Source organism: Duganella sp. BJB476, from assembly GCF_003416895.1.
Classification (GTDB): domain Bacteria; phylum Pseudomonadota; class Gammaproteobacteria; order Burkholderiales; family Burkholderiaceae_D; genus Rugamonas.
In genome coordinates, this window is the sequence record NZ_QVIO01000006.1 from 153,849 (window position 1) to 179,207 (window position 25,359).

Consider the following 25,359-nt stretch of genomic DNA (forward strand, 5'->3'; position numbering starts at 1 on the left):
GGGCACTATATGTTTGGCAAACCAGCTTGTCAACAGGTATTTAACTGGTATTATAAAATATTGAAGTGGACTGGCGTTGTCGACTTGGAACGTATTTGTAAGTGTTTGTTTTTGCTGGGTATTGCTGGATTTTTCGGCAAGTGGTTTGGTGTCGCATTTGCATGCCACTTTGGTCTGCTTTTGGTAGGGGGCGGGGCGAGGGAGTACACTACGGCTTTAGTGCACTTTGAAAGCAAGATGATGAACGATTACTGGGACGACTGGCAGAAGGAAGCGTTGGCTGCGGGCGTGAAGGCGCCGCTGGCCAAGCTGGGGATGGAAGTGATGAAGGCGAACCGCAAGAATCGCTGGCCCAAGCATTTCATCGGGCGGATGGAGGATGGTCCGATGATGCTGGCGATGTGTCTGGAAGAGCCGGATGAGACGGAGTTGCTGTTTATCGAAAACCTGCATCCGTACGACGACAAACTGATCGCCGCCACCAAGAAGCGCCTCTGCTTCGATTAACACACCGGGGTCAAGTCTGACATTCGGACACGAGCTCTGCCGTAAGCGGGCTTACGGCAGAGCTCGTGTCCGAATGTCAGACTTGACCCCGATTTTTACTGGCTGCGGCCTTTGCGGTCGTAGGTGACGGCTTTGTCGGCGACGTTGACGACGGCGTTGCCGGGGCCGCTCACCTTGACGTCGGCCTGGCTGGTCCACAGCTGGCGGGCATGCAGGCTGCCGGAGCCGCTCAGCTGCGCGACCAGGGTGTCGGTCTTGCCTTCGAGCTTGACCTCGCCCGGGCCGTGCATGTTGAGCTTGACGTTCTTGCAGGCGGTCGTGGCGCTCAGGTCGCCCGAGCCGCTCAACTCGGCGTCCAGCGCGTCGCTGACTTTGCTCAGGATGATGTTGCCCGGGCCGCGGCTGCGCGTGACCGCGCGCGCCACTTGCAATGCTTGCCCCTCCAGATCGCCCGAGCCGCTCACTTCCGCGCTGAGCACGCCCACGCTGCCCGACAGGTTCATATTGCCCGGTCCGCTGAGCAGGGCGCGCGCGCTCGGCGCTTGCAGGCCGCGCACCGTCAGGTCGCCCGAGCCGTGCACTTCCGCTTCGAATTTCTTGATGGCGCCGGCCAGGCAGGCTTCGCCCGGGCCGTGCAGTATGGCGCTGGCCGCTTCGGTGTTGAGCGAGCACGCTTCCAGGTCGCCCGAGCCGGCGATCTCGGCGCGGATTTCCTTGCTGGTGCCGTGCAGCGACACCGATCCCGGTCCGTGCATCGAGGCGTTGATCTTGCCCGCGTGCAGGTCGCCGAGGTCGAGGTCGCCCGAGCCGCTGACGGTCAGGTTGACGTCCTGCGTCATGCCGCCGGCGTTGACGTCGCCGGGGCCGCTCATCGTCAGGTTCAGGCTGGCCGCCTTCAGGGTGCGCAGATCGAGGTCGCCGCTGCCGGAGGCGGTGACGGTCAGGTCGCGCACGGCGCCGCTGGCGTGCAAGTCGCCCGGGCCTTCGGAGGTCAGGCTCAGTTGCTGGCCCTGGAATTGTTGCAAATCAACGTCACCGCTGCCGGAGTTGCGTAGGCTCTTCAGGCCGGCCGCGCTGATGCGGATGGTCATCGGCGGCTTGCTGTCCTTCTTGCCCCAGCCGAAGTTGAAGACCCAGCCCTTGTTCTTGCGCGGCTGGCGCACGGTGAGGGTATCGCCGCTGACCGAGGTTTCGATTTCGGCGAACTGGCGGCGCAGGCCGGACAGCTCGATGGCGTTGCCCGGCTGCGCGGTGACGATCACCTGGAACGGGCCGCTGATGGCGATGTTGCTGAAGGCCGCCACGGTGCGGGTTTCGGTGCCGACGGTGTCATCCTGTTTGGTGTCGGCCTGGACGGCGAAGCTGGCCAGGGATGCCACCATCAGGGCGGAAACCAGCGCGGTGTGTTTGATCGTCTGCTTCATTTTTATCTCGATTATGGGAAGTGGCGAGGATTGAACGATATGACAAACGCCGCCAGCCGGCGCGCGGAATGGGACGGACGCGCGGAATGAGGGGATCAGCTGCAAAAAAACGGTGATGAACCGTCATTCAACTTCAGTGCGGCACGACCGTTAATGTCATAATGGACGTAAGATGTATTGCCGGGGAACACCTGCGCAGATCAAAGGAGCGCACATGATCAGGTACATGGGGACCAAAAATACGGAAGACGGCTCGGTGCTGTATATTTTTTTGATTAACGGCTTGCAGAAGGAAATTCGGGAAAGCGCCTTGAAACAATACCCAGGCTGTTACGAAGCCCTTCCTGCCACCGCCAAGGCGCGCATCAGCGCCAACCGGTCCTGGTTGCAGAAATTATAATGCCGTCATTCATGCGCTTGCTGCGCGGCGTCCTGGCCGCCGTGCTGGCTGCGGCTTGCTGCGCCGCCGGTGCGCAATCGGTGCCGACCACCTTCGGCACCATCGTTGGCAACGGCCTGCTGTGCCGCGACCAGACCGACAACCTGTATTACTACGACTATCTGCTCAAGGCTTTCGGCCCGGCGTACAAGCACGACGGCGGCGCCTACTGGTTCAAGACCGACGGCGCCAATCTGTGGGGCAAGCCGATTTCCGAGGTCATGGTCAGCGACGACACCAGCACCTATATCTTCGTCGGCGCCGTGGCCGAGGCCACGCCGGAGGAGCTGGAGCAGGCCATCATCACCCAGGTCGGCCTGCATTATGCGAGAATCGACAGCTCGGCCTATCCGGTGCGCGAGGCCAAGCCGGCCAGCCGCATCGTGTATTTCGATACCAAATCCAAGATTTACTGCGCCAAGTTCAAGCCCTTGCCGCCGGTGCAGCCGCCGCCGGTGCGCCAGCGCTTGAAGTAGCGCATCGCCAGGGTCTTCATGTACACGCATTTTTTTAATCTGAAGCAATCGCCGTTTTCCATCGCGCCCGATCCCCGCTACCTGTTCATGAGCGAACGCCATCGCGAGGCGCTGGCGCATCTGCTGTATGGCGTCGGCAGCGGCGGCGGCTTCGTGCTGCTGACCGGTGAGATCGGCGCCGGCAAGACCACCGTGTGCCGCTGCTTCATGGAGCAGATCCCCGAGAACTGCAAGCTGGCCTACATCTTCAATCCCAAGCTGTCGGTGGAGGAGCTGCTGTTGTCGATCTGCGACGAGTTCGGCATCGCGCTGGTGCCGCCGGGCGCGGGGGCGGTCAGCGTCAAGGGTTATGTGGATGCGATCAATGCCTATCTGCTGGCCAGCCATGCGCAGGGCCGCAACAATGTGCTGATCATCGATGAGGCGCAGAACCTGTCGGCGGAGGTGCTGGAGCAGTTGCGCCTGCTGACCAATCTGGAGACCAGCGAACGCAAGCTGTTGCAGATCATCCTGATCGGCCAGCCGGAACTGCGCGCGATGGTGGCGCGGCCGGAGCTGGAGCAACTGGCGCAGCGGGTGATTGCGCGTTACCACCTGGGCTCGCTGAGCGAGGCGGAGACCGGGGCGTATATCGAGCACCGGCTGGCGGTGGCGGGCGCGGCGGCGATCGCGCCGTTTCCGCGTGGGCTGATGGGCCTGGTGCACAAGCTGGCCAAGGGCGTGCCGCGCCGTATCAATCTGCTGTGCGACCGGGCTTTGCTGGGCGCGTATGTCGAGAACCAGCCGCAGGTGACGCGCACCATCCTGCGCAAGGCTGCGGCCGAGGTGTTTGCGCGGCCGGATGCGGCGATCGGCGGCGAGGGCGCGCAGGCGGGCGCGGCGCGCTGGCCTTTGGTGGCGGCCGGGGTGCTGGGCGGCGTGGTGTTGAGTGTGGCTGCGTGGCAGTTGGCCGCGCATGATGCGAAACCGGTTTTGCAGGGCGCGCAAGCGGCTTCGGCGACGGCGCGAGCGACGCTTCCCAAGGCGGCGGTGCCTGTGTCGGCTCCAGCGGCGACGCCTATGCCAGCGGCAGGGGCGACGCCTGTGCCTGCCTCTGTGGCGGCAGGCGGTAGCGCGGCGGCTTTGCGCCAGCTGGCGGCGGTCTGGGGCTTGGCGCTGCCGGACGGCGAGCCTTGTCCGACGGCGGCGCGCTTGAACCTGCGCTGCTTGCAGGTCAAGGGCGGCGTGGCGGAATTGCGTCTGCTGGACCGCCCGGCGATGCTGACCTTGCATGACGATCCCACCGCGCCCAACTACGTGCTGCTGACGGCGATGGACGAACACAGCGCGACCATCGCCGCACCCGGCGGCAAGCCGCAAAGCATCAGCCTGGACGCGCTGGAGGCCCGCTTCGATGGCGAGTTCACGACCTTCTGGCGAGCGCCGCGTAGCTGGCGCGACGAGGTCCACGGCGGCGATCATGGTCCCGATGTGGATTGGCTGGCGCGGCGGCTGGCGCAGATCTATGGCCTGAAGAAGCCGCAGGACGATCAGCCGCTGAGCTCCGGCTTGCGCGCGCGCCTGACCGAATTCCAGACCGAGCAACATCTCAAGGCGGACGGCGTGGCCGGTCCGAAAACTTTCATCCGGCTGTATCAGCTGGGCGGCGTGCAGGAGCCGCGCTTATTGGCCAGCGCGGCAGGGAAATAATATGTCTTATATTTTGGAAGCGTTGAAGAAGGCGCAGGCGGAACGTCAACTGGGCAGTGCGCCGACGCTGCACGCGCCCACGCTGCATGCGGCGGACGGCAAGTCGGCAGGCGGCGCCTTGAAAAAGCCGGTGGTGCTCGCGCTACTGGCGATGGGTGTGGCGATCGCGGTATTGCTGGCGTTGGTGCTGCGCCCCGCGCCGCAACCGCAACCGCAACCAGCCGCGGCGCCAGTCGCAACAGCAGTCACGCCAGTCGCCGCGTCAGCCGCACCTGCGCCTGCGCGCGCTGTCGCGCCAGCCGTTCCGGCGGACGGCCAGCCGCTGGCGGCCGCCTTGCCGCCGCCGGTGGCGACGGTGACGCCGGCGCCGCGTCCGCATCCGGCGCCGGAGCCGGTCGCGGCGGCGCCGGTGGTGGAGCAAGCCGCCAAGCCGGCTGTCGCGCAGGAAGAGCCGGTCCAGAACCTGCGCGATTTGCCGGAACCGATACAGCGCTCGATCCCGCATATCACCGTGGGCGGCTACATCTATTCCAAGAATCCTGCCGACCGCCTGTTGTTGATCGACAAGATACTGCGCCACGAAGGCGAGGAGGTCGCCCCCGGCCTGATCCTGGATAAACTGCAGCCGCGCGAGGCGGTATTCAATTTCAAGGGTTATCGCTACCGCGTTCCGTATTGATATCTGTCATCCGCCCGTCATGTTGCAATGATATTTTCCTATCATTGACATACATGCACGGGAAACACGATGAAATACATGAAATTGCTGCCGCTGCTGATCGCCGCAGCCTTCGCCGTTCCGCGCGCCCACGCCGCTGAGCAGACGCCGCAAGTGCAGCAGGATACCGGCTCCTATGTCGCCGGCTTCATCAGCCTCGGCTTGCTGCTGCTGGGCACGCGCAGCGCCCGTAGCGAACGCTTCAAGGCCTTGAACGAAGAGTAAGCCGCCAGCCCCGCTCCGATGTTGCTGCGTATAATGGCGGCAACATGATGCAGCGGAGAGTCAGGCAATGCAGAGAGTAATTCCCGCGCGCGAGCGCACAGTGCTGGCGGTGACCGGGACGTCGGGCAGCGGCAAGACCACGCTGCTGGAGTTTCTGATCGCCGGGCTGGCCGCGCAGGGCTTGAAAGTCAATGTCGTCAAGCACAGCCACCACGACCTGGAGCTGGAGCCGCCGCACAAGGACAGTTCCCGCCTGCGCCGGGCCGGCGCGGCCGAGGTGATGGTGGCGTCGCCGTTCCGGGTGGCGATCGTGCGCGAATTGCGCGGCGCGCCCGAGCCGTCGCTGGATGAGCAGCTGGACCGTCTCGCCCCCGCCGACCTGACCCTGCTGGAAGGCTTCAAGTCCTATCCGGTGGCCAAGCTGGAGGTGTATCGCACCGCGACCGGCAAGCCGCCGCTGTATCCCAACGATGATTGCGTGATCGCGGTCGCCTCCGACCAGCCGGCGCCGGCGGATTTGCGGCCCGGCCTGGCCTGGCTGGACCTGAACCAGCCGCAGGCCGTGCTGGCCTGGTTGGGCGGCCATCTGAAAAAAGTTTCAGCCAACGCCTAAAGTTACGCCCGGAACGTCCGTAAATAAAGTGATACGCCTTACTGGAGAATCACATGGACGTTTCAGGTATTGCTCAAACGGCAACCACGATTGCAGACACCGGCACCAAGCAGGCGGTCGGCATCGCGGTATTGAAAAAAGCCCAGGATATCCAGGCGTCGAGCGCGGCTGCCCTGATCGAGGCGATTCCTCCGGTGCCATCGGCGCCGAATCTGCCTTCGCATCTCGGCAACACCATCAACACGACTGCCTGAACGGCATCGCCGCGGCCCGCCAGGCGCCGCGTGAACGCTCTGCGCGCCGGCCGGTGTGCAGCGTGCCGGCGTGTGTTCGCGCCCGGCATTCCCCTCCCGAATTGAATCCTGTCAACAGAATGATGCAGAGTCGCGTTATTGCTGGTACGCTGCTTCTGCTTGAAGATCTTGCGAAAAAAAATTCTGAAAAAAAGTGTAAGGCTGGAGCGCTGTTTGCCGACTACCGTACAGTTGCAGACGATTTTCGTTGCACGTTGAACTTAACTTCCATCATTGAGGAGACTTACCATGAATAAACGTCAAGCCCTGATCGCCGCCGCCCTGGCCACCGTATGCGCCGCTTCCGTCGGCACCGCTTCCGCCGCGACCGCGTCGGCATCCGCTGAAAAAGAGAAATGCTTCGGCATCGCCAAGGCAGGCCAGAACGATTGCGCCGCCGCCAACGGTGCGCACTCCTGCGCCGGCCAGTCGAAGACCGACAACGGCGCCGCCGAGTGGAAATATGTGGCCAAGGGCACTTGCGAAAAAGCCGGCGGCAAAACCGCAGCGCCAGCCAAGTAATCGCAGCCGGCGGTCGCGGAGCCATGTCCTTGCCCGGTCCAGCGCAGTCTTTGCCGGGCGTGGGCGTGGGGCTGAGGGCTCCGCATTACCGCCAGTTTATCGAGCAGCGGCCACGCGCCGCCTGGCTCGAAGTCCATACCGAAAATTACCTCGATCAAGCCGGCTGGGACTGGCACGTGTTGCAGCAATTGCGGCACGATTATCCGATCAGCCTGCATGGCGTCGGGCTCGGACTGGGCTCGGCGCGCGGCTTTTCCGACCATCATCTGGAGCGCGTGCGCGCCCTGGTGGAGCGGGTGGAGCCCATGCTGGTGTCCGAACATCTGTGCTGGGGCGCCGTCGGCGACCGGCAACTCAACGATCTTTTACCGCTGACCCTGGACCAGGCCGCGCTCGACCTGCTGTGCGCGCGCGTGAGCCGCGTGCAGGACACGCTCAAGCGCCAGCTGTTGCTGGAAAACGTGTCGACCTATGTGCGCTTCCGGCGCGACGCCATGAGCGAGGCGGAATTCATGGCGGCCTTGGCGGCGCGCACCGGCTGCGGGCTGCTGCTGGACATTAACAACCTGTACGTCAATCAATGCAACCATGGCGAGGACGCGCTGGCCGCGCTGGCCGCGATCCGGCCCGGCATGGTGGGCGAGATGCATTTGGCCGGCCATCTGGTGACGCCGCAGGCGGTGATCGACCATCATGGCGACACGGTGGCCGAGCCGGTCTGGCGCCTGTACGAGGCGGCCTTGCAGCGCTTCGGCGCGCTGCCGACCTTGATCGAGTGGGATACCGATATTCCCGAACTGAGCGTGCTGCTGGGCGAGGCGGAAAAGGCTGATTTGATGCAGCGCCGCCATGCTGCGATTGCCGTGGCCGCTGCGCCGCGCGCGGCCGTGCCGGCGGACCACGTGGCGGACCAGCAGGCGCCGGCGCTGGCCGCCAGCCAGCAAGTGTTCGCCGACGCGCTGTTCGACGCGCGACTGACGCCGGCGGCGCTGGCGCTGTTCAAGGGCGAACACAAGGAACACCGCTACGCGCTGTATCGCGGCAACCTCAGCGCCAGCTGGAGCAAGGTGCTGGGGGAGGCCTATCCAGTGATCCAGATGCTGGTGGGCGAAGAATTCTTCGGCGGCCTGGCGCAGGCTTACGGCCATGCCCATCCTTCCGACAGCGGCGACCTGAACCGCTTCGGCGCGCACTTCGGCGCCTTCCTGCGCGCCTTCCCGCATGTGGCCGACTACCCGTATTTGCCGGACATGGCGGCGCTGGAGTGGACCCTGCACCGCGCCCACTACGCGCCCTCGGCCGACGGCGTGACGGCGCAGCAGATGGCGGCGCTGACGCCGGAACAGATCGAAACGGCGCGGCTGCAACTGCATCCGGCCTGCACGCTGCTGGCGTCGGAGTGGGCGACGGTCGCGCTGTGGCAGGCGCACCAGCCCGGCAGCGGCGTGCCGTTCCCGGACGAGCTGGCGGCGCCGGGCTACGGACTGGTCACGCGGCCGCACTGGAAAACCCGGGTCCTGCCGCTGAGCGCGGCCAGCCATGCGGCGCTGTCGGTGCTGGTGGCCGGCGGCGCGCTGGGTGAGGCGCTGGACGCGGCCTTCGAGCGTGACGATGACTACGACTTCGCCGCCAATTTGCGGCAGTGGATAGATTTCGCCTTGATTGTCAGGATAGACGCCTAGCGGCGACTAACTAATTTTGAAAGCGCAAAGATGAAAACTATCCTCGGACTGCACCAACAATTATCCCGCTACGACGCGGCGCTGACCGCCTGGGGCGGTTCACTGATGAGCCTGGCGCTGCGCTGGTATGTGGGCTGGCAATTCTTCAAGGCCGGCCTGGTCAAGGTCGGCGACTGGAGCGCGACGCTGGCGCTGTTCCACGACGAGTACATGGTGCCGCTGCTGCCGCCCGACCTGGCGGCCTATTTCGGCGCGGCCGGCGAACTGGCGCTGCCGCTGCTGCTGTGGGTGGGATTGGTGTCGCGGCCGGCGGCGCTGGCGCTGTTCCTGGTGAATGCGATGGCGGTGATTTCCTACCCGCAGCTGTTGAGCTTTGAATGCCCGGCCGCGATCAACGACCATTTCTACTGGGGCGCGATGCTGCTGGCGCTGGTGGCCTTTGGTCCGGGTAAATTTTCGCTGGATGCGTGGCTGGCCGGCCGCCGGGCGGCCTAGCCCGGGCGGAAGGCGCGCAGGATTTTCGCTTCGCCGGTCAGGTCCTGGTGCAGGCGGTTGGCGGCGGCGGTCAGCTCGATCATGCGGTTGAGCTGGGTGTCTTCGAAGCGCGCCAGTTCTTCGGTGGCGGTCAGCAGCGCCTGCGCCAGCTTGGCGCGGGCCGCCTGGTACAGCGCGCCGTTGTACTGGTCTGTGTTCTTGAGCAACTCCTCGGCGTTTTCGATCACTTGCCGCAGGTCGTCGAGCAGGCGTTCCTGCGTTTGCATATTGTGTTCAGGATCGTCCATGACGTTCCCCTGGTCATAAGAAAACTGGTTGAACAAGCCGGGTAGCAGGCCATCCCAATATATCGGCGGTCAGGTCCGCCGGTTTGCGTTGGATCAAACGCGCCCACCCGTCCTGACTCTCAGCTTAGATCGTTATTGCCCAAATGCAAGACCAATTCACGCGCCCTCGACGCTGATGCGGATGTCGCCCACGCTCACTTGCTGGCCGGCGCGGATCTTGGCGGTCTTGCGCAATTCCTGCTTGCCGTCGACCTTGACGCCGCCGCCGGCGACCAGCATCTTGCCGGCGCCGCCGCTATCGCACAGGCCAACCAGCTTGAGCAGTTGATTCAGCTCAACAAACTCCCCGCTCAATTCAAAACTTACTTTCTGCATTTTATCCTCTGTTGCTATGATGTGAAATCGGCGCCGCCGCTTACTTTCAGTAGTGTAGCGGCATTCCGACAGGGCCGCAGTTTACTCCACGAATCCCGCACGGTTGAGGTTGCCGTCTGGAAAAAAAGTTGCTATCCTGAGTTAACTGCTGAATATTTGTGCAGCATGGTTTGCTCTCAGTGAGTTGCATCATGAATAAGCTCTACTGGCCAGTCGCAGTCCTGATTTGTCCGCTTTCCGGCTTGGCGGGCGCCGCCACATCCGATCCCTTTTCCCTGCAAAAACCGCCGCCCGCGTTTGAAAAACGGGCCAATTCGTCCTTGCTGTTCGAGGCGGCGGACCGGCAGCTGGCGCTCAGCGAGCAGCTGCAGAGCGACGCCGCGCCGCGCTATGGCGCCGCCTACAGCGGCGGGCCGCGGCTGCACTTCGGCGCCTTGCCGGACAACCTGGCGCTGCTCGATCCGCTGGGGCCCATGCTCAACGAGTACAGCAAGCGTTTCCTCACCAGCGCGGATTTTGAAAAGAAAATGGGACGTGCGGTCGGCATCCTGACCATCGGTGTGTTGCGCGAGACCGGTTCGGCGCTGGGCTCGCAGCAGTCGCCGGCGCTGGCCATGAACACCCGGCCGACCACCACCTTCACCTCGCTGTCGCTGGGTTATGCGCTCAGCTCGCGCAGCGCGCTGATGTTGATGGCGTCCTACGGCAAGACCGAGGGCATCGGCAATCCCGACAGCCTGATCGCGCAAGTGTCGTCGGTGCGGACGATGGCGTTCAGTGTGGGCTTGTCGACGCGCGAGGTGTTCAACAGCCATGACCGCTTTGCGGTGACCCTGTCGGTGCCGGCCAAGGTGCGTTCTGGCACGCTGCAATACAGCGGCTCCGCGCCGCAGTCCGGCGACCCGGGCGCGCCGGCCTTCGGCGCGCCGACCCTGAACCTGCGGCCGACCGCCACCGAGCGCGACCTGGAGTTCGGCTACACCACCTCGTTCGGCCGCGATGGCCGTGGGGGCAAGTTGACCGGCGCGGTGATGTGGCGGGTCAATCCCGGCCACGACGCCAACGCCCGGCCAGACTGGCTGACCGGGGTGCGCTACTCCTACGGCTTTTAGCCCTTGGCGCCGGGACGGGTCATGTCCAGCGGCACGATCCATTGCTCGAACTGCCCGGCGCTGACGTAGCCCAGCGCCAGCGCGGCTTCCTTCAACGTCGTCCCTTCGTGCTGCGCCTGCTTGGCGATGGTGGCGGCCTTGTCGTAGCCGATGTGCGGCGCCAGCGCGGTGACCAGCATCAGCGAACGTTCCATCAGCTCGGCGATGCGGCCGAGGTTGGGCTCTATGCCGTGCACGCAATGTTGCTCGAAGCTGCGCATGCCGTCGGCCAGCAGGCGCGCGCTTTGCAGGAAGTTGTGGGCGATCAGCGGCTTGTAGACGTTGAGCTCGAAGTTGCCGGAGGCGCCGCCGATGGTGATGGCGACGTCGTTGCCGAACACCTGGCAGCACAGCATGGTGAGCGCTTCGCACTGGGTGGGATTGACCTTGCCCGGCATGATGGAGCTGCCCGGCTCGTTTTCCGGGATGCTGATCTCGCCCAGGCCGGAGCGCGGGCCCGACGCCATCCAGCGCACGTCGTTGGCGATTTTCATCAGCGCGGCGGCCAGGGTTTTGAGCGCGCCGTGGGCCGACAGCAGGGCGTCGTGGCCGGCCAGCGCGGCGAATTTGTTGTCGGCGCTGCGGAAGGGCAGGGCCAGCGTGTGCTCCAGCTCGGCGGCGATGCGGTGCGCGTATTCGGGGTGCGCGTTGAGGCCGGTGCCGACCGCCGTGCCGCCGGCCGCCAGTTGCAGCACGCCGGGCAGGGCGGTGCTGATGGCGCGCTCGGCGAAGTCGAGGTGGGCAACGTAGCCGGAAAATTCCTGGCCCAGGGTCAGCGGCGTGGCGTCCTGCAGGTGGGTGCGGCCGATCTTGACGATGTCGGCAAACGCCTCGGCCTTGGCGTGCAGGCTGTCGCGCAGCGCGCGCAGCGCCGGCAGCACCTGGTTGGCCAGCGCCTGGGCGGCGGCCACGTGGATGGCGGTGGGGAAGATGTCGTTCGACGACTGGCCCTTGTTGACGTCGTCGTTGGGGTGCAGCTTGCGGCCTTCGCCGCGCACGCCGCCCATCAGCTCGGAGCCGCGGTTGGCCAGCACTTCGTTCATGTTCATGTTGGACTGGGTGCCGGAGCCGGTCTGCCAGACGGCCAGCGGGAACTCGGTCGGGTGCTTGTCGGCCAGCACTTCGTCGGCGGCCTGGGTGATGGCGATGGCCTTGGCGCCTTCGAGCAGGCCCAGGTCCAGGTTGACGCGGGCGGCGGCGCGCTTGACGCTGGCCAGCGCGTGGATCAGCTCCGGCGCCATGCGCTCGGTGGAGATGTGGAAGTGTTCCAGCGAGCGCTGGGTTTGCGCGCCCCACAACTGGTGGTCGGGGACGTCGATCGGGCCAAAACTGTCACGTTCACTTCTGGTGTTCATGGTTTTTCCTTTGGGCGGGGAGGCAATCATGTGTGTTTGCTAAGTGCCTGCCAGTGTAGCGCAGTCCTGAAAAATTAACCTAGGGCTACAAAACCGGGAAAATCAGCCGTTATAGCTGATACACTTTAAGAATTCGCGTCCAAGCGACCCCGACATGCAGCGCACACCATTCCTGACCACGATCTTTGCTTGCGCCGGCGCGTTGCTGCTGGCGGCCGCCGCGCCGGCGGCGGAACTGGGCGATATCGCCGTGCGTTCCTACATCGGCCAGCCGCTGGCGGCCGATATCGAGCTGGTGCAGCTGGCGCCGGACGAGGTGTCGGCCCTGCAGGTCCGGCTGGCGCAGCAGGATGTGTTTCGCGGCGCCAATATCAGCATGAATCCCGCGCTGGCCTCGCTGCACCTGTCGGTGGTGCGGCGCGATGGCCGGCAGTTCCTGCATGTCACGACCACCCGCGCGATCGATGCCGAGTATGTGCATTTGTTCCTGGAGCTGAGCGCTGCCGGGCGCCAGGATGTGCGCGCGGCGACCGTGTGGCTGCAGGCGGATCCGAATCCGGCGCCGCCGCCACCGCCGGCCATGACGGCGGCGCAGGCGGCGGCGTTGGCGCGGGCGGAGCGGGCGGCCAGGGAGGCGGCTTTGGCACCGGCGCCGGTCGCCGCAGCGGAGGCGCCGGCCGTGGCGCCGGTGCGGGACCGGACGCGGCCAGCGCCGATGCCGGCGGCGCATGAATCCGAAGTGGGCGAGCCGGCTGGTTTGCGGACGGCGCCGGCGCGGCGGCTGTCGCCGGCGGTGCGGAATTTGCCGGAGCGCATAGCCGACGCGATGGGCTCGACGCCGCGCCTGCCGCCACATCCTGCGCCGGCCAAGCCGTCGGCCAGCAGCGAAGCGGCGCAGGCTGACGGCGGCGTGCCGCTGGGCGTGGCGCAGGCTTTGTTGCCCCTGGCGCCGTTGCCGCTGCCTAAGGGCGTGAAGCGGCCTGCGGCTCCGGCCGCTTGCACTCCGTCCGGCATGAGTGCGAAAGAATGCGCGGCGCTGGATACGCACAGTGTGGAATTGTCCAGCAAGCTCGTCGAGCTGGAGGGCAAGGTGAAGGTGCTGCAAGGGGCGTTGGCCGCGAAAGGCGGGGCGGCCACTGCGGCGGCGCCGGCTGCGTTGCCGTCTTCTGCGTCGGCGGGGACGCATGGCGGCGCGGCAAGTGGCGGGGCTGCGGCTGGGCATGCAGCGGCCGCTTCGGCGGCGCATGCAGCGTCGGTTCAGGCAGCGGCAGCATCGGCTGTGCCAGCCGTGCCGGCCGCTGAGCATGGCGCGCCGGCATCAGCATCGGCATCGGCTTCTGCTGCGAGCGCGGCGGCGGCCAGTTCGTCGGCGTCCGGCGGGGCGGCATCGGCATCCGCATCCGCGGAGGCATCGGTGCCGGTCAAGAAGGTGCGCGTGTTGCCCAAGCTGAAGTACAAAAAGGAAAAACCGCCGGAGCCGGCTGCCAGCAATCTGCCGCTGATCGCCGCTGGCGCGGGCGCGCTGGCCTTGTTGCTGGGGGGCGGCGGCTACTTCTACCTGCGCAAGAAACGCGGCAGCGGGCCGCTGAAAATCTGGCAGGGATTCCGCAAGAAAAAGCCGGCCGGCGAGGGCGAGCCGCCTGTGGAGGCGCCGCCGCTGCACGAAGTCACGCCGGAATCAATGATGCAGCAGTAATAAGTATATAACTGCACGCTCTTATCGAGGCCAGGCAATCTGGGGTATAGTATTCGACGCCCACCGTCTTCCCCATACTGAAAGAGCGCTATGACCGCAGTAGATCTCCCCTCTCAGCATCACGAGCAATACCAAGCTTTCAAACAACTCGGCCTGAAGCTGGACATGTCCCGCGGCAAGCCAGCCCCCGAGCAACTGGATCTGTCGAATGGCCTGATGGCCGCGCTGGACGGCTACAAGGCCGCCGACGGCACCGATGGCCGCAACTACGGCGGCACCATCGGCCTGCCGGAAGCGCGCGAACTGTTCGGCAAGTTGCTGGACGTGCCGGCCGCGCAGGTCGTGGTCGACAGCAGCGCCAGCCTGTCGCTGATGCATGACGTGATCATCTACAGCCTGCTCAACGGCACGCCCGGCAACGCGCCGTGGGTGCGCGAGCCGGTGACCTTCCTGTGCCCGGTGCCGGGCTACGACCGCCACTTCGCCATCTGCGAAGCGCGCGGCATCAAGATGATCAACATCCCGATGAGCGAAGCCGGTCCGGACATGGATCTGGTGGAAAAACTGGTGGCCGAGGATGCCAGCATCAAGGGCATGTGGTGCGTGCCGAAGTACAGCAATCCGGGCGGCGTGGTGTTTTCGGACGCCGTGGTGGCCCGCCTGGCGGCGATGAAGACGGCGGCGCCGGACTTCCGCCTGATGTGGGACGACGCTTATCGTTTCCACCATCTGGGCGAGCAGAAGCTGGAAGTGGCCAACATCCTGGACGCCTGCGCCAAGGCCGGCAACCCGGACCGCGCGATCGTGTTCGCATCGTCGTCGAAGGTGACCTGGGCCGGTTCGGGCATCGCCGCGCTGGCCGCTTCGCCGGCCAATATCGCCTGGTGGACCAAGCATGCGGGCATCCGCAGCATCGGCCCGGACAAGATCAACCAGCTGCGCCATGTGCGTCTGCTGAAGGACGTGGCGACGGTGGAAGCGTTGATGGAACAGCATCGTTTGCTGCTGAAGCCGAAGTTCGATGCGGTGCTGGCGCAGTTCGAGCACTATCTGGCCGACGTGCCGGGTGTGTCGTGGACCCGTCCGCAAGGCGGCTACTTCATCGATCTGGTGACGCCGGACGGTTCGGCCAAGCGTACCGTGGCGCTGGCCAAGGAGGCGGGCATCACGTTGACGCCGGCCGGTGCGGCTTTCCCTTACGGTAATGATCCTAAGGACAGCCATATCCGTATCGCGCCGAGTTTTCCGTCGCTGGACGAGATCACCAAGGCGGCGCAGGGCATCGCGCTGTCGCTGAAGGTCGCGTTGGCGGGCTGATAGCCTCGGACGTAAAAAAAGCGCCTGCGGGCGCTTTTTTCATTGAGTGGCGGATTTTACTGATGCGTTACGCCGGGTACATTGTTCAGCCAAGGCTCGGTGACGTCGCGGATGGCGCGGTCGTTGGCCAGGATTTGCTTCAGCAGGTCGATCTTGCGCAGGCGCGGGGCGCCGCTCAGGGCTGGTACGCCGGTGGCGGTGGCGCGGGCTTCGCTGGCGCATTGCGCTTCCAGGCGGCTCAGGCCGTCGAAATCACCCAGACGTGCGGCGGCGGCCATTTGATTGGTCAAACCGGCAATATTTTCGTACATCGAGAGGACTTCGGTGGAGGTCATGTTCTCACCCTGGCTAGTTAAAACGAATTACCGCATGTCCTGATTAACGTCGCCTTAAACGGGAACTTTAGGGTGTTTTGAAAAAATATTTGAAAAAGATTGAAAAAAAAGCCCCATGCGGGGCTTTTTGTGGCTTAAAAAGCAAGTTGGCTTATTTGACCAGCTCTTCCAGGCCGGCGCTCAGTTCGTCCGGCGACGGCATTTCGTCGATCAGCGCGTTGTCGTCCAGGCCCAGTTCCTCGGCCAGGTCGGACGGGTAGCAGGCGGCGATTTCGTCTTCGCTCAGGCCGGCCTGCTCGACGCGGGCGCGCCAGGCGGCCAGCGAGACCACGGCGGCCAGGCGGTTCAGCTCGCCGTTGTGGTGCGGCTCGGGGAAGGCCAGGATGGTTTCCGAGAAGGTCAGCGGGAACTTCCAGCGCTTGGCCAGCTCGGCGCCGACGTCGGCGAAGGTGTAGCCGAACGACTGCTGCTCGGCGTCCAGGCGGCGCGAGTCCAGCGGGCCGGCCACCTTGTCGAGCGCCATCGCCTGCTCGGCCATCGCCGAATGGATCACCAGCTGGCCGATGGCGTGCATCATGCCGATGGTGAAGGCGAGATCGGTGTTTTCCTTGGTTTTCTTGGCGATCCACTTGGCCGACACCGCGGTGTGCAGGCTGTAGCGCCAGAATTGCTTGAGGTCGAGACCGGGCACGGTCTTGAAGCCGCTGACCAGGCCGGAGCTGATGACCAGCGTGCGCACGGTCACGAAGCCGAGCATCAGCACCGCGTCTTCCACCGTGCCGATGCTGCGCGAGACGTGGTAGTAGGCCGAGTTGGCCAGGCGCAGCAGCTTGGCGCTCAGCACCGGATCCGTCGACAGTTTCTTCGCGATCTCTTCGGTCGAAACGCTGGCCTTGTCGAAACTGCTGATCAGCTCTTCCACGACTTTAGGCGCGGTGGGCAACGCAGTTGGATTCTGGAACAGGGCATCAAGTTTCATATTTATCTCCTGGGTAATTAGCGCGTTGCTATAGGCTAACTATATAGCGATTCGCCCGTTGAATGAAACAATTTTGCGGGGCGGGCGTCTCTTTTCTGCCGAGTTGCCACCATCTATTCCGCCAAATCCGCCGTTCGTCGCAAAGCTGCATCGTCGGGCGCGCCGCGGCGATATAGTGCACGCTGGCGTACCACGCCTGACATTCAACCAGATCCACGACCAAGGGACTCCCATGCACCCATCCGCAAGCAAGTTAAGCCTGGCCATATGCGCCGCCCTGATGCTGGCCGCGCCGCTGCGCGCCGAGCCGACCTCCGCCGCCCCATCGACCGCCGCCGCCAAGAGCGCGGTGCTGCCGGGTGACGATTTTTTTGATTACGTCAACGCCGACTGGCTCAACAGCGTCGAGATTCCGGCCGACCGCAGTGGCTGGGGCGTGGGCAACGCGCTGATCGAGGACACCAACCAGCGCATCGTCAAATTGATCGAAGCGATGGCGGCGCAGCCGGCCGACGCCGAGGCGAAGAAAATCGCCGACTACTACGCCGCCTTCATGGACGAGGCGGGAATCGAGGCCAAGGGCCTGACGCCATTGCAGCCGCTGCTGCAACAAATCGCCGCCATCGCCGACAAGCGCGCGCTGGCCCAGGCGCTGGGCGGCTCGTTGCAAGCCGATGTCGATCCGCTCAACGCCACCAACTTCTTCACCGAAAACCTGTTCGGCCTGTGGATCGCGCAAGGCCTGAAGGACTCGGCGCACTACACGCCTTACCTGTTGCAGGGCGGGCTGGGCATGCCGGACCGCGCCTACTATCTGGACGCCACGCCGGCCATGCAAAAGCTGCGCGGCCAGTACCAGGCGCACATCGCCGCCACCTTCAAGCTGGCCGGCATCGCCGACGCCGACGCCCGCGCTGCGCGCGTGTTCGAACTGGAACGCAAGATCGCCCTGGCGCACGCCAGCCGCGAAGTGTCGTCCGATGTGCTGAAGGCCAACAACAACTGGAGCGCCGCCGATTTCGCGCGCAAGGCGCCGGGCCTGGATTGGAAGGCCTTCTTCGCCAGCGCCGGCCTGGGCGAGCAGAAGAAATTCATCGTCTGGCATCCGACCGCCATCGTCGGCGCGGCCAGGCTGGTGCAGTCGGTGCCGCTGGAAACGTGGAAGGATTTCCTCGCCTTCCACCGCATTAACCAGGCCAGCAGCGCGCTGCCGAAGGCGCTGGCCGACCAGCATTTCGATTTTTACGGCCGTACGCTGAACGGCACGCCGGAGCAATCGCTGCGCTGGAAGCGCAGCCTGGCCGCCGTCAATGCGGCCATGCCTGATGCGCTGGGCAAGGTGTATGTCGCCAAGTATTTCCCGCCGGAGTCCAAGCAGCGCTTGCAGCAGATGGTGGGCAAGATCGTCGATGCCTTCCATAGCCGCATCGACCAGCTGGCATGGATGGCCCCGGCCACCAAGAAGGAAGCGCATGCCAAGCTGAAGACCTTGTACGTGGGCATAGGCTATCCCGAGAAGTGGGCCAGCTACGAGCAGCTGGACGTGGTGCCGGGCGATGCGCTGGGCAACCTGCTGCGCGCGCAACGCGTGCATACGCAGCAGCAACTGGCCAAGCTGCATCAACCGGTGGACCGCGCCGAGTGGTGCATGCCGGCGCAGCTGGTCAATGCGGTGAACATGCCGATGCAGAACGCGATCAACTTCCCGGCCGCGATCCTGCAGCCGCCGTTCTTCGATGCCAGCGCCAGCGACGCGATCAACTACGGCGGCATCGGCGCCACCATCGGCCACGAGATCAGCCACAGCTTCGACGACCAGGGCGCGCAGTTCGATTCCCAAGGCCGCCTGCGCGACTGGTGGACGGCGTCCGACGGCAAGCATTTCAAGCAGGCCTCGGCGGCGCTGGCGGCGCAGTATTCGGCGTACAAGCCGTTCCCGGATCTGGCCATCAACGGCCAGCAGACCTTGAGCGAGAACCTGGCCGATCTGGCAGGGCTGGCGGCATCGTATGACGCTTACCACACCACGCTGGACAAGCAGCGCGTGACGGCGGAAGCGGACCAGCAATTCTTCACCGGCTACGCGATGAGCTGGCGCGAGAAGCAGCGCGAGGCCGCGCTGCGCCGCGCGATCCTGACCGACGGCCACGCGCCCGACAAATGGCGCACCGCCACCGTGCGCAATATGGACGCGTGGTACCAGGCCTTCAACGTGCAGCCGGGACAGACCTTGTACCTTGCGCCCAAGGACCGCGTGCGCGTCTGGTAAGCTGAGCAGGGAGGATGTGCGGTGGGCGTCCTATCGCACATCCTTCGACAGACCTTACTATTCCGGCCCTCTGAAACTCTCTATTTTTGTTCGATCTTCTCTGGGTTTGGCTTGTGCGCCGCACAAGGTAAGGATCCGGGCAAAATAGAGAGTTTCAGAGCGGCGAAATAGGACCGTCTGTCGAAGGTTTGAATTCAGCACCCACCGTATATACTGGCGGCATGGAACCCGACCCTATCGAGCAGATCACTCAGACCACGCTGCAGCATTATGAGCGCAATGCCGAGCAGTTTTTCGCCGGCACCATCGACCACGACGTCAGCCAAAACATCGCCGCCTTGCTGGGTGCGATACATGGCAGCGCGCCATACCGCCTGCTGGACCTGGGCTGCGGCCCCGGCCGCGACCTGAAGACCTTCAAGAGCATGGGCCACGAAGCGATCGGCGTCGATGGCTCGGCGCGATTCGTCGAGATGGCGCGCGCCTACAGCGGCTGCGAAGCGTGGCAGCAGGACTTCGTCAAACTCGACCTGCCCGCCGGTTTTTTCGACGGCGTCTACGCCAACGCTTCGCTGTTCCACGTGCCCAGCGCCGCGCTGCCGCAAGTGCTGCTGGACCTGCATGCCGCGTTGAAAACCGGCGGCGTGCTGTTCAGTTCCAATCCGCGCGGCGACAACCGCGAAGGCTGGAACGGCCCGCGCTACGGCAGCTACTACGATTACGAAACCTGGGAGCGTTACCTGCTGGCAGCAGGATTTATCGCAGTCCAACATTACTATCGTCCTGAGGGCTTGCCGCGCGACCAGCAGCCATGGCTGGCCAGCGTCTGGCGCAAAATCTGATTGCCTCCGTGGGTGCGCAATCGCACAGAGTGGCAGCCGGTGCCTGCCTATAGTGGGCCTCATGCACTCAGCACAGCGCTGTGTGTCCTGTAGCTTCATCACCCACTAAGGAGTTCACCATGAACAAGGATCAAGTCAAAGGTACGGCGAAAGACATCGGCGGTAAAATCCAGGAAGAGGCTGGCAAACTGGTCGGTAGTTCGGAGCAGCAAGCCAAGGGCCTGAACAAGCAAGCTGAAGGCAAGCTGCAAAAAGGCCTGGGCGACGCCAAGGAAGCCGTGAAAGACATCACCAAAGGCAACCGCAACTAATCGTTGTCGCGCCAATAAAAACAGCCGCTTGTAGCGGCTGTTTTTATTGGCGCGGGCTTCAAGCCGCGATGCGGTTGGTACTCAAGTCCCAGCCGCCGGCGGTATTGCCGCCCGCGCCGCCGCCGATCTTTTGCTGCGTGTAGCGCCACTTCACTTTTGAAAACTTCAGCGCCACATGCTCGCTCAGGATGTCGCCTTCCTCCACGCTGGGCGACACGGCGCCGACCAGCACATTTTCCAGCTCGATCTCGAAATACTTGACGCGCTCGCCCTGGCCATCCGCACGCATGAATTCAAACTTGGCCTTGGGGATGGTTTTGCCCGACGAACAGGTTTGCAGCAGCACCGGCGAGGCCAGGTCGGCCAGCTTCATCAAGGTGATGTCGTGATGCTCGCAGCGTTCGGCGGTGTGGCCGCCGCCGGTCGACGCGGTGGCGGACTTGGGCTGGCTGACCGCCCAGCTGACCGACTTGCATTCGATCCAATCCTTGTGTTTATCGTCGGCCGATTCGCCGCGGATACCGTCAATTTGCAGGTAGACATCGATAGCCATAATTCCTCCAAGATATGAATGGAGCGGTGCGGAATGCACCGCAGCGGGCATTATCGAATGGCTAACAAATCGGCACTTGTGGCCGCTCAAGCGCACCATAAAAAAAGGGCCCGCAGGCCCCTTGGTTGTTTGCTTACTTCGTCGTTTCCGGCATCAAATTCTTCTTGAAGAAGGCCTCGATATTGCCGTACACGTGGCGCTGCGGACCGCGTCCCGAGATGCCGTGCTTGGCGCCCGGATAGGTCATCAGCTCGAAGTGGACATTGCGCTTGACCAGCGCGTCGATCATGCGCGTGGTGTTGGTGAACAGCACGTTGTCATCGGCCATGCCGTGCATCAGCAGCAGCGGCGATTTCAGGCCATCCAGGTGCGAGTACACGCTGCCCGATTCATAGCCGGCCGCGTTCTCTTTCGGCGTGCCCATGAACTGCTCGGTGTAGTGGGTGTCGTACAGCGACCAGTCGGTCACCGGCGCAACCGACACGCCCATCGCGATCTTGTCCGACGCTTCCGCCAGCAGGCGCAAGGTCATGAAGCCGCCGTAGCTCCAGCCGAACACGCCCACGCGCTTGGCGTCGACGAAGCTCTGCTTGCCCAGCCACTCGATGCCGGTGATCTGGTCTTCGACCTCGACCTTGCCGAGGTTGTGGTAGTTGGCGTCGGTGAACACGCGCTCGCGGCGCGACGAGCCGCGGTTATCCAGGCGCCACACCACGAAGCCTTGCTGCGCCATGTACTGGTCGAAGAAGTTGCCCCAGCGGCGAGCCACGTGCTGCGAGTGCGGGCCGCCGTAGGTCGACAGGTAGACCGGGTATTTCTTCGATGCGTCAAAGCCGCTCGGCTTGATCATCGAGTAGTACAGGGTCTGGCCGTCCTTGGCCTTAAGGCTGCCGTACTCGGTGTGCAGGTGGGCGTCCAGGTACTTGCCGTACGGGTGGGACGCGTTCAGCTCGTTGTGCTCCAGCCAGCTGATCATCGCGCCGTCCGGACGGCGGATGCTGACCTGCGGCGGGGTGTCCGGATCGGAGTAGGTGTCGACGAACACTTCGCCGTTGCGGGCGAACGCGGAGTCGTGCCAGCCGTCGCCCTGGGTGATGCGCAGCGGCTTGTTGGCGGTGCTGCCGTCCAGTTTGAGCGCGTAGGTCTGGCTGTCGACCACGGCGTCGCGGTTCGATTGCACGAACACGCGGCCGCCTTTTTCATCCACCGCCAGCACGCGGTCGATGCCCCATTCGCCGCTGGTGATGGCGTGCTGCAGCTTGCCGTTCATGTCGTACTGGTACAGGTGCTTGCGGCCGCTGCGCTCGGACGACCAGATGAAGCCCTTGTCGTTGCCGAGGAAACGCAGGTCGTCGAAGATGCTGACCCAGGTCGGCGAGGTTTCGGTGATCAGCACCTTCTGCGCCAGCGTGGCGGCGTCCACCGACACCAGCTCCAACGTCTTCTGGTCGCGGCTCTGGCGCTGGAACAGCAAGGCCTTGGCGCTGCCGCTCCAGTCGGCGCGCACCAGGTAGATGTCGGCGTTGGCGCCCAGTTCGACGTTGCGGATCTCGCCGCTGACCGGCGAGACGATCTTCAGCTGCACCAGCACGTTCGGATCGCCGGCGGCCGGGTAGCGCTGCTCGACCACGTCGGTGCGGTCGGCGAAGATTTCAAAGCGGCGCACCACCGGCACCGGCGCTTCGTCGTAGCGCTTGTAGGCGATGGCGGAATCGTCCGGCGCCCAGTAGTAGCCGCTGGTCTGCGCCATTTCTTCCTGCGCCACGAACTCGGCCTCGGCGTTGTGGATGGTGCCCTTGCCGTCGCTGGTCAGCTGCTTTTCCTTGCCGGTGGAGAGATCGATCACGTACAGGTTCTGGTCGCGCACGAAGGAGACGTAGCGGCCCTTGGGCGAAATCTTGGGATCGAGCACATTGCCCGAGGCCACCATGCGCGCGGCGTCCGGCTTGCTGGCGTCGATCAGGTACAGGTTGCCGGCGATCGGCACCAGCAGCTGCTTGCCGTCCGGCGACCAGCTGTAGCTGAGGATGCCCTTCAGGCTGGCGGTGCGCTCGCGCTCGCGGCGCGCCTTCTCGGCGTCCGACAGGTTCTCTTCCGGCACCAGGATCTTGGAGTCGACCAGGCGGTGCGTGGTCTTGTCCTTCAGGTTGTATTCCCACAGGTCGAGCTGGAACTGGTTGTCGTCGCGGCCGCGCAGGAAGGTCACGCGGGCGCCGTCCGGCGACACCTTCAGGCTGCGCACGCCGGGGCCGCTCAGCGACGGGTCGGAATGCAGGCGGTCCAGGGTCAGTTTTTCGGCCGAGGCTTGGGAGCCGGCCAGCAGGGCGAGGAAGCAGAGGATGAAGCGCATGGGGTGAGTGTCTCTTGGTTATCAGAACCCAAGACGATACCAGACCGGCCGGTTTGTGGCGAGACGGCAATGTTCTGAATCCGCGCAGGAAAACCGTTTTTCCTTCGGCGTCGGTAACACAGTGTAGGGCTTCAGCCGGCCCGCGCCGGCGCCCGCTCCTGGCCCTGATCCTGCGCGACCCGCGCCAGCGACAAACGCTGCAGCGCCCAGCTCAACAGCACCGCCGCCACCGTCAGCCCGATCACCAGCCCGATCCAGAAGCCGGCCGCCGCCATCGGCTGCGCCGGCGCCCACGGCAGCCACTGCGGCGCCAGCCCCAGCCAGCAGCCCAGCGGCAGCGCGAAGCCCCAGAACGCCAGCAGCTGGATCTGCATCGGCTGGCGCGTGACCTTGTAGCCGCGGATCGCGCACGAAGTCGCCACCTGGGTGGCGTCCGACAGCTGGAACAGCGCGGCAAACAGCAGCAGCTGCACGCACAGCGCCTGCACCGCCGCGTCCGAGGTGTAGGCCTCGGCGATCTGCTGGCGGAACACCACGATGAACAGCGCCGACAGCACCGCGCAGGCCAGCGACATCCACACCCCGGTCCACGCCACGAAGCGGGCCCGCGCCGGATTGCCTTCGCCCACCGCCTGGCCGACGCGGGTGATCAGCGCGATGCCAAAGCTGAGCGGCACCATGAACACCAGCGAGGAAAAGTTTAGCGCGATCTGGTGGGCGGAAATCTGCACCACGCCGTAGCGCGCGATCAGCAGGCTGATGGCGCCGAACGCGCTGACCTCGGCGAAGTAGGTGACGCCGATCGGCAGCCCCAGCCGCAGCATCGAGCGGATCTCCGGCCAGTGCGGCCACTCCCAGTGGGTGAACGGATAGGTGGCGCGGTAGGCCGGCGCCACGCGCATCCAGCCCAGCATGGCGGCCAGCATCAGCCACATGCACAAGCCGGTCGCGACCGCGCAGCCGACCCCGCCCAGCTTGGGCAAGCCCCAGTGGCCGAAGATCAGCAGCCAGTTGACCAGCACATTGAAAGCCAGGCCGAGCAGGGCGATCAGCATCACCGGCTTGGTCTCATTGATGCTGGTGCTGTAGCCGTACAGCGCACGGTAGGCGGCGAACGGCGGCAGGCCGATGCTGATCACGTGCACGAACAGGGTGGCCTGCCGCTGCACATACGGGGTCAGGTACAGATGGTCGAACAGCAGGGTCGCCAGGTTGGCCAGCAGCATGGCCGCCACGCCCACGCCCAGCGCCTTCCACAACGATTGCCGCACCGCGTGCGGTATGCGCCCCAGCTCGCCGGCGCCGACGTCGTGCGCCACCACGCTGTTAATCGCCATCATGGTGCCGCTGACGGTGACCAGGATGATCGACCAGATCGACGCCCCCAGCGACACCGCGCCCAGCTCGTCGGCGCTGGCGTGGCCGGTCATCGCCACGTCGGCCACGCCCATGCCGACCGTGGCCAGCTGGCCGATCAGCATCGGCCAGGCCAGGCGCCACAGGGCGGCGGTTTCACGGCGGAGATTGGGCAGGGTGAAGGAGTGGGGCATGCGCGGCGGTCAAGAAAAGGGCGGGCGACAATTCTACCCCGGACCGGCCGGGGCCGCCGCGCTGTATCATTACACTTTCTTGCAATTTAGCCATATTGTCTTGTCGGCCGAAGCGCTAGCATACGCGTTGTCGGTGCATGGCACTGGCTGATCAACTTTTTACCTGAGCGAGCTTCATCATGAAACCATTCCTGCACCGTCTGACCCGCGCCGCCCTTTTGCTGGCCGCCGCGCCCCTGCTGGCCGCCAGCGCCGCCCACGCGGGCGAGCTGACGCTGTACACCCATTCCAACTTCGCCGGCCCGCCGCTGACCCTGCGCGGCACCACGCCCGACCTGGAGCCGCTGGGCTTCAACGACCGCGCCTCGTCGGTGATCGTGCGCTCCGGCACCTGGCAGCTGTGCGAACACGCCAATTTCCAGGGCCGCTGCATGACGGTCGAGCGCGGCGAGTATCCGGTGCTGGACGGCTTCAACGACGTCATCTCCTCGGTGCGCGAAGTCAACGGCGGCGGCCGCGACGACCGCGGTGGCCGTGACGATCGCGACGATCGCGGCGGCCGCCGTGGCGACCGCGACCGCGACGACGACCGCGGCTACGGCCAGCGCCGCGAAGCCATCGTGCTGTTTTCCAAGTCGCGCTTCGGCGGCGCCCGGCTGGAGCTGCACAACAACGAAGTGCGCACCCTGGACCGCTACGACTTCAACGACCAGGCCGGTTCCGTCATCGTCAACGAAGGCCGCTGGGAACTGTGCGAGCACGCCGACTTCGGTGGCCGCTGCATCGTGCTCGAGCCGGGCCGCTACGAGTTCCTGGACGACATGAACAACCGCATTTCCTCGCTGCGCCGGGTGCGCTGAGCGGCATGCGCTATCATGCAGGCCACCGCCCCGACCTGGAGACCCG

Annotated in this window: 26 protein-coding genes and 1 pseudogene; 18 read left to right on the plus strand and 9 right to left on the minus strand. The window is 64.8% G+C overall.

Annotated features, from left to right (window positions below; translation table 11 throughout):
- Positions 1-9: 9 nt before the first annotated feature.
- Entirely contained in the window at positions 10-507 is a 498-nt protein-coding gene (locus D0T21_RS32545) for a hypothetical protein (RefSeq protein ID WP_229211603.1), read from the plus strand.
- 95 nt (positions 508-602) lie between these two features.
- Here the strand turns inward: D0T21_RS32545 and D0T21_RS22685 are convergent, their stop codons facing one another.
- Entirely contained in the window at positions 603-1,931 is a 1,329-nt protein-coding gene (locus D0T21_RS22685) for a GIN domain-containing protein (protein ID WP_116993483.1), read from the minus strand.
- Between the two features lie 214 nt (positions 1,932-2,145).
- Between D0T21_RS22685 and D0T21_RS22690 the strand changes: the two genes are divergently transcribed.
- The 10 genes and pseudogenes from D0T21_RS22690 to D0T21_RS22735 all read left to right on the plus strand — a co-directional run bounded on the left by D0T21_RS22690 (position 2,146) and on the right by D0T21_RS22735 (position 9,083).
- The gene (locus tag D0T21_RS22690) at positions 2,146-2,331 is read left to right on the plus strand and encodes a hypothetical protein (RefSeq protein WP_116993482.1); all 186 of its coding nucleotides are present in this window, start codon (positions 2,146-2,148) and stop codon (positions 2,329-2,331) included.
- Positions 2,331-2,846 (plus strand): hypothetical protein, encoded by a 516-nt coding sequence (locus D0T21_RS22695; RefSeq protein WP_116993481.1) that lies wholly within the window; start codon positions 2,331-2,333, stop codon positions 2,844-2,846. The genes D0T21_RS22690 and D0T21_RS22695 overlap by 1 nt, the downstream gene beginning before the upstream one ends.
- Before the next feature lie 18 nt (positions 2,847-2,864).
- On the plus strand, positions 2,865-4,535 hold the full coding sequence (locus D0T21_RS22700; protein WP_116993480.1) for an AAA family ATPase: 1,671 nt from the start codon (positions 2,865-2,867) through the stop codon (positions 4,533-4,535).
- 1 nt (position 4,536) lies between these two features.
- Positions 4,537-5,214 carry a general secretion pathway protein GspB gene (locus D0T21_RS22705; protein WP_116993479.1) on the plus strand — a complete coding sequence of 226 codons (678 nt, stop codon included), beginning with the start codon at positions 4,537-4,539 and terminating at the stop codon, positions 5,212-5,214.
- Between the two features lie 69 nt (positions 5,215-5,283).
- Positions 5,284-5,478, plus strand: coding sequence for a hypothetical protein (locus tag D0T21_RS22710; protein ID WP_116993478.1), 195 nt, complete (start codon positions 5,284-5,286; stop codon positions 5,476-5,478).
- A 52-nt stretch (positions 5,479-5,530) separates the two neighbouring features.
- Positions 5,531-6,091 (plus strand): annotated as a pseudogene (mobB, locus tag D0T21_RS22715) (molybdopterin-guanine dinucleotide biosynthesis protein B); the annotation flags it as partial.
- Between the two features lie 53 nt (positions 6,092-6,144).
- Entirely contained in the window at positions 6,145-6,345 is a 201-nt protein-coding gene (locus D0T21_RS22720; RefSeq protein WP_020705444.1) for a YjfB family protein, read from the plus strand.
- A gap of 288 nt (positions 6,346-6,633) precedes the next feature.
- Entirely contained in the window at positions 6,634-6,906 is a 273-nt protein-coding gene (locus D0T21_RS22725; protein ID WP_116993476.1) for a DUF2282 domain-containing protein, read from the plus strand.
- Positions 6,907-6,929: 23 nt separating this feature from the next.
- Positions 6,930-8,588: a DUF692 family multinuclear iron-containing protein gene (locus D0T21_RS22730; RefSeq protein WP_116993475.1), complete on the plus strand. Its 1,659-nt coding sequence runs from the start codon at positions 6,930-6,932 to the stop codon at positions 8,586-8,588.
- Between the two features lie 30 nt (positions 8,589-8,618).
- A complete protein-coding gene (locus D0T21_RS22735; RefSeq protein ID WP_116993474.1) occupies positions 8,619-9,083 on the plus strand; it encodes a DoxX family protein in 465 nt (154 codons plus the stop codon).
- Here D0T21_RS22735 and D0T21_RS22740 read toward each other — a convergent pair.
- The gene (locus D0T21_RS22740; RefSeq protein ID WP_116993473.1) at positions 9,080-9,370 is read right to left on the minus strand and encodes a DUF883 family protein; all 291 of its coding nucleotides are present in this window, start codon (positions 9,368-9,370) and stop codon (positions 9,080-9,082) included. The genes D0T21_RS22735 and D0T21_RS22740 overlap by 4 nt on opposite strands.
- Positions 9,371-9,526: 156 nt before the next feature.
- Complete coding sequence (locus D0T21_RS22745; RefSeq protein WP_116993472.1) at positions 9,527-9,745, minus strand: RNA-binding S4 domain-containing protein; 219 nt, start codon at positions 9,743-9,745, stop codon at positions 9,527-9,529.
- 191 nt (positions 9,746-9,936) lie between these two features.
- Here D0T21_RS22745 and D0T21_RS22750 point away from each other — a divergent pair, with 191 nt between their 5' ends.
- Entirely contained in the window at positions 9,937-10,857 is a 921-nt protein-coding gene (locus D0T21_RS22750; RefSeq protein WP_116993471.1) for a hypothetical protein, read from the plus strand.
- On the opposite strand, the gene fumC is transcribed toward D0T21_RS22750, so the two are convergent.
- The gene (fumC, locus tag D0T21_RS22755) at positions 10,854-12,251 is read right to left on the minus strand and encodes a class II fumarate hydratase (protein ID WP_116993470.1); all 1,398 of its coding nucleotides are present in this window, start codon (positions 12,249-12,251) and stop codon (positions 10,854-10,856) included. The genes D0T21_RS22750 and fumC overlap by 4 nt on opposite strands.
- Before the next feature lie 154 nt (positions 12,252-12,405).
- Between fumC and D0T21_RS22760 the strand changes: the two genes are divergently transcribed.
- Together D0T21_RS22760 and D0T21_RS22765 are read left to right on the plus strand one after the other, a co-directional pair.
- The gene (locus D0T21_RS22760; protein WP_116993469.1) at positions 12,406-13,947 is read left to right on the plus strand and encodes a FimV family protein; all 1,542 of its coding nucleotides are present in this window, start codon (positions 12,406-12,408) and stop codon (positions 13,945-13,947) included.
- A 90-nt stretch (positions 13,948-14,037) separates the two neighbouring features.
- A complete protein-coding gene (locus D0T21_RS22765) occupies positions 14,038-15,264 on the plus strand; it encodes an aminotransferase class I/II-fold pyridoxal phosphate-dependent enzyme (protein WP_116993468.1) in 1,227 nt (408 codons plus the stop codon).
- A 56-nt stretch (positions 15,265-15,320) separates the two neighbouring features.
- On the opposite strand, the gene D0T21_RS22770 is transcribed toward D0T21_RS22765, so the two are convergent.
- Both D0T21_RS22770 and D0T21_RS22775 read right to left on the minus strand, forming a co-directional pair.
- The gene (locus D0T21_RS22770) at positions 15,321-15,599 is read right to left on the minus strand and encodes a flagellar protein FliT (protein ID WP_116993467.1); all 279 of its coding nucleotides are present in this window, start codon (positions 15,597-15,599) and stop codon (positions 15,321-15,323) included.
- Between the two features lie 151 nt (positions 15,600-15,750).
- Positions 15,751-16,578 carry an HDOD domain-containing protein gene (locus D0T21_RS22775; RefSeq protein WP_116993466.1) on the minus strand — a complete coding sequence of 276 codons (828 nt, stop codon included), beginning with the start codon at positions 16,576-16,578 and terminating at the stop codon, positions 15,751-15,753.
- Between the two features lie 232 nt (positions 16,579-16,810).
- Between D0T21_RS22775 and D0T21_RS22780 the strand changes: the two genes are divergently transcribed.
- From D0T21_RS22780 to D0T21_RS22790, 3 genes are all read left to right on the plus strand, one after another.
- Positions 16,811-18,847 (plus strand): M13 family metallopeptidase, encoded by a 2,037-nt coding sequence (locus D0T21_RS22780; RefSeq protein ID WP_116993465.1) that lies wholly within the window; start codon positions 16,811-16,813, stop codon positions 18,845-18,847.
- Between the two features lie 221 nt (positions 18,848-19,068).
- Entirely contained in the window at positions 19,069-19,689 is a 621-nt protein-coding gene (locus tag D0T21_RS22785) for a bifunctional 2-polyprenyl-6-hydroxyphenol methylase/3-demethylubiquinol 3-O-methyltransferase UbiG (protein WP_116993464.1), read from the plus strand.
- Between the two features lie 119 nt (positions 19,690-19,808).
- Positions 19,809-20,000, plus strand: coding sequence for a CsbD family protein (locus D0T21_RS22790; RefSeq protein WP_008446105.1), 192 nt, complete (start codon positions 19,809-19,811; stop codon positions 19,998-20,000).
- Positions 20,001-20,058: 58 nt separating this feature from the next.
- Here D0T21_RS22790 and D0T21_RS22795 read toward each other — a convergent pair whose 3' ends face one another.
- The 3 genes from D0T21_RS22795 to D0T21_RS22805 form a co-directional block, all read right to left on the minus strand.
- Positions 20,059-20,553 (minus strand): type VI secretion system tube protein Hcp, encoded by a 495-nt coding sequence (locus tag D0T21_RS22795; RefSeq protein WP_116993463.1) that lies wholly within the window; start codon positions 20,551-20,553, stop codon positions 20,059-20,061.
- A gap of 133 nt (positions 20,554-20,686) precedes the next feature.
- Positions 20,687-22,903, minus strand: a complete 2,217-nt coding sequence (locus D0T21_RS22800) for a S9 family peptidase (RefSeq protein ID WP_116993462.1) — start codon at positions 22,901-22,903, stop codon at positions 20,687-20,689.
- 131 nt (positions 22,904-23,034) lie between these two features.
- The gene (locus D0T21_RS22805; protein ID WP_116993461.1) at positions 23,035-24,453 is read right to left on the minus strand and encodes an MATE family efflux transporter; all 1,419 of its coding nucleotides are present in this window, start codon (positions 24,451-24,453) and stop codon (positions 23,035-23,037) included.
- Between the two features lie 179 nt (positions 24,454-24,632).
- Between D0T21_RS22805 and D0T21_RS22810 the strand changes: the two genes are divergently transcribed.
- On the plus strand, positions 24,633-25,313 hold the full coding sequence (locus tag D0T21_RS22810) for a beta/gamma crystallin-related protein (RefSeq protein WP_116993460.1): 681 nt from the start codon (positions 24,633-24,635) through the stop codon (positions 25,311-25,313).
- Positions 25,314-25,359 lie beyond the last annotated feature (46 nt).

What these genes read in the sequence shown, in the direction of transcription:
- D0T21_RS32545 (WP_229211603.1), top strand. Translation starts at nt 10, where the DNA reads ATGTTTGGCAAACCAGCTTGTCAACAGGTATTTAACTGGTATTATAAA.
- D0T21_RS22685 (WP_116993483.1), bottom strand. Translation starts at nt 1,931, where the DNA reads ATGAAGCAGACGATCAAACACACCGCGCTGGTTTCCGCCCTGATGGTG.
- D0T21_RS22690 (WP_116993482.1), top strand. Translation starts at nt 2,146, where the DNA reads ATGATCAGGTACATGGGGACCAAAAATACGGAAGACGGCTCGGTGCTG.
- D0T21_RS22695 (WP_116993481.1), top strand. Translation starts at nt 2,331, where the DNA reads ATGCCGTCATTCATGCGCTTGCTGCGCGGCGTCCTGGCCGCCGTGCTG.
- D0T21_RS22700 (WP_116993480.1), top strand. Translation starts at nt 2,865, where the DNA reads ATGTACACGCATTTTTTTAATCTGAAGCAATCGCCGTTTTCCATCGCG.
- D0T21_RS22705 (WP_116993479.1), top strand. Translation starts at nt 4,537, where the DNA reads ATGTCTTATATTTTGGAAGCGTTGAAGAAGGCGCAGGCGGAACGTCAA.
- D0T21_RS22710 (WP_116993478.1), top strand. Translation starts at nt 5,284, where the DNA reads ATGAAATACATGAAATTGCTGCCGCTGCTGATCGCCGCAGCCTTCGCC.
- D0T21_RS22720 (WP_020705444.1), top strand. Translation starts at nt 6,145, where the DNA reads ATGGACGTTTCAGGTATTGCTCAAACGGCAACCACGATTGCAGACACC.
- D0T21_RS22725 (WP_116993476.1), top strand. Translation starts at nt 6,634, where the DNA reads ATGAATAAACGTCAAGCCCTGATCGCCGCCGCCCTGGCCACCGTATGC.
- D0T21_RS22730 (WP_116993475.1), top strand. Translation starts at nt 6,930, where the DNA reads ATGTCCTTGCCCGGTCCAGCGCAGTCTTTGCCGGGCGTGGGCGTGGGG.
- D0T21_RS22735 (WP_116993474.1), top strand. Translation starts at nt 8,619, where the DNA reads ATGAAAACTATCCTCGGACTGCACCAACAATTATCCCGCTACGACGCG.
- D0T21_RS22740 (WP_116993473.1), bottom strand. Translation starts at nt 9,370, where the DNA reads ATGGACGATCCTGAACACAATATGCAAACGCAGGAACGCCTGCTCGAC.
- D0T21_RS22745 (WP_116993472.1), bottom strand. Translation starts at nt 9,745, where the DNA reads ATGCAGAAAGTAAGTTTTGAATTGAGCGGGGAGTTTGTTGAGCTGAAT.
- D0T21_RS22750 (WP_116993471.1), top strand. Translation starts at nt 9,937, where the DNA reads ATGAATAAGCTCTACTGGCCAGTCGCAGTCCTGATTTGTCCGCTTTCC.
- fumC (WP_116993470.1), bottom strand. Translation starts at nt 12,251, where the DNA reads ATGAACACCAGAAGTGAACGTGACAGTTTTGGCCCGATCGACGTCCCC.
- D0T21_RS22760 (WP_116993469.1), top strand. Translation starts at nt 12,406, where the DNA reads ATGCAGCGCACACCATTCCTGACCACGATCTTTGCTTGCGCCGGCGCG.
- D0T21_RS22765 (WP_116993468.1), top strand. Translation starts at nt 14,038, where the DNA reads ATGACCGCAGTAGATCTCCCCTCTCAGCATCACGAGCAATACCAAGCT.
- D0T21_RS22770 (WP_116993467.1), bottom strand. Translation starts at nt 15,599, where the DNA reads ATGACCTCCACCGAAGTCCTCTCGATGTACGAAAATATTGCCGGTTTG.
- D0T21_RS22775 (WP_116993466.1), bottom strand. Translation starts at nt 16,578, where the DNA reads ATGAAACTTGATGCCCTGTTCCAGAATCCAACTGCGTTGCCCACCGCG.
- D0T21_RS22780 (WP_116993465.1), top strand. Translation starts at nt 16,811, where the DNA reads ATGCACCCATCCGCAAGCAAGTTAAGCCTGGCCATATGCGCCGCCCTG.
- D0T21_RS22785 (WP_116993464.1), top strand. Translation starts at nt 19,069, where the DNA reads ATGGAACCCGACCCTATCGAGCAGATCACTCAGACCACGCTGCAGCAT.
- D0T21_RS22790 (WP_008446105.1), top strand. Translation starts at nt 19,809, where the DNA reads ATGAACAAGGATCAAGTCAAAGGTACGGCGAAAGACATCGGCGGTAAA.
- D0T21_RS22795 (WP_116993463.1), bottom strand. Translation starts at nt 20,553, where the DNA reads ATGGCTATCGATGTCTACCTGCAAATTGACGGTATCCGCGGCGAATCG.
- D0T21_RS22800 (WP_116993462.1), bottom strand. Translation starts at nt 22,903, where the DNA reads ATGCGCTTCATCCTCTGCTTCCTCGCCCTGCTGGCCGGCTCCCAAGCC.
- D0T21_RS22805 (WP_116993461.1), bottom strand. Translation starts at nt 24,453, where the DNA reads ATGCCCCACTCCTTCACCCTGCCCAATCTCCGCCGTGAAACCGCCGCC.
- D0T21_RS22810 (WP_116993460.1), top strand. Translation starts at nt 24,633, where the DNA reads ATGAAACCATTCCTGCACCGTCTGACCCGCGCCGCCCTTTTGCTGGCC.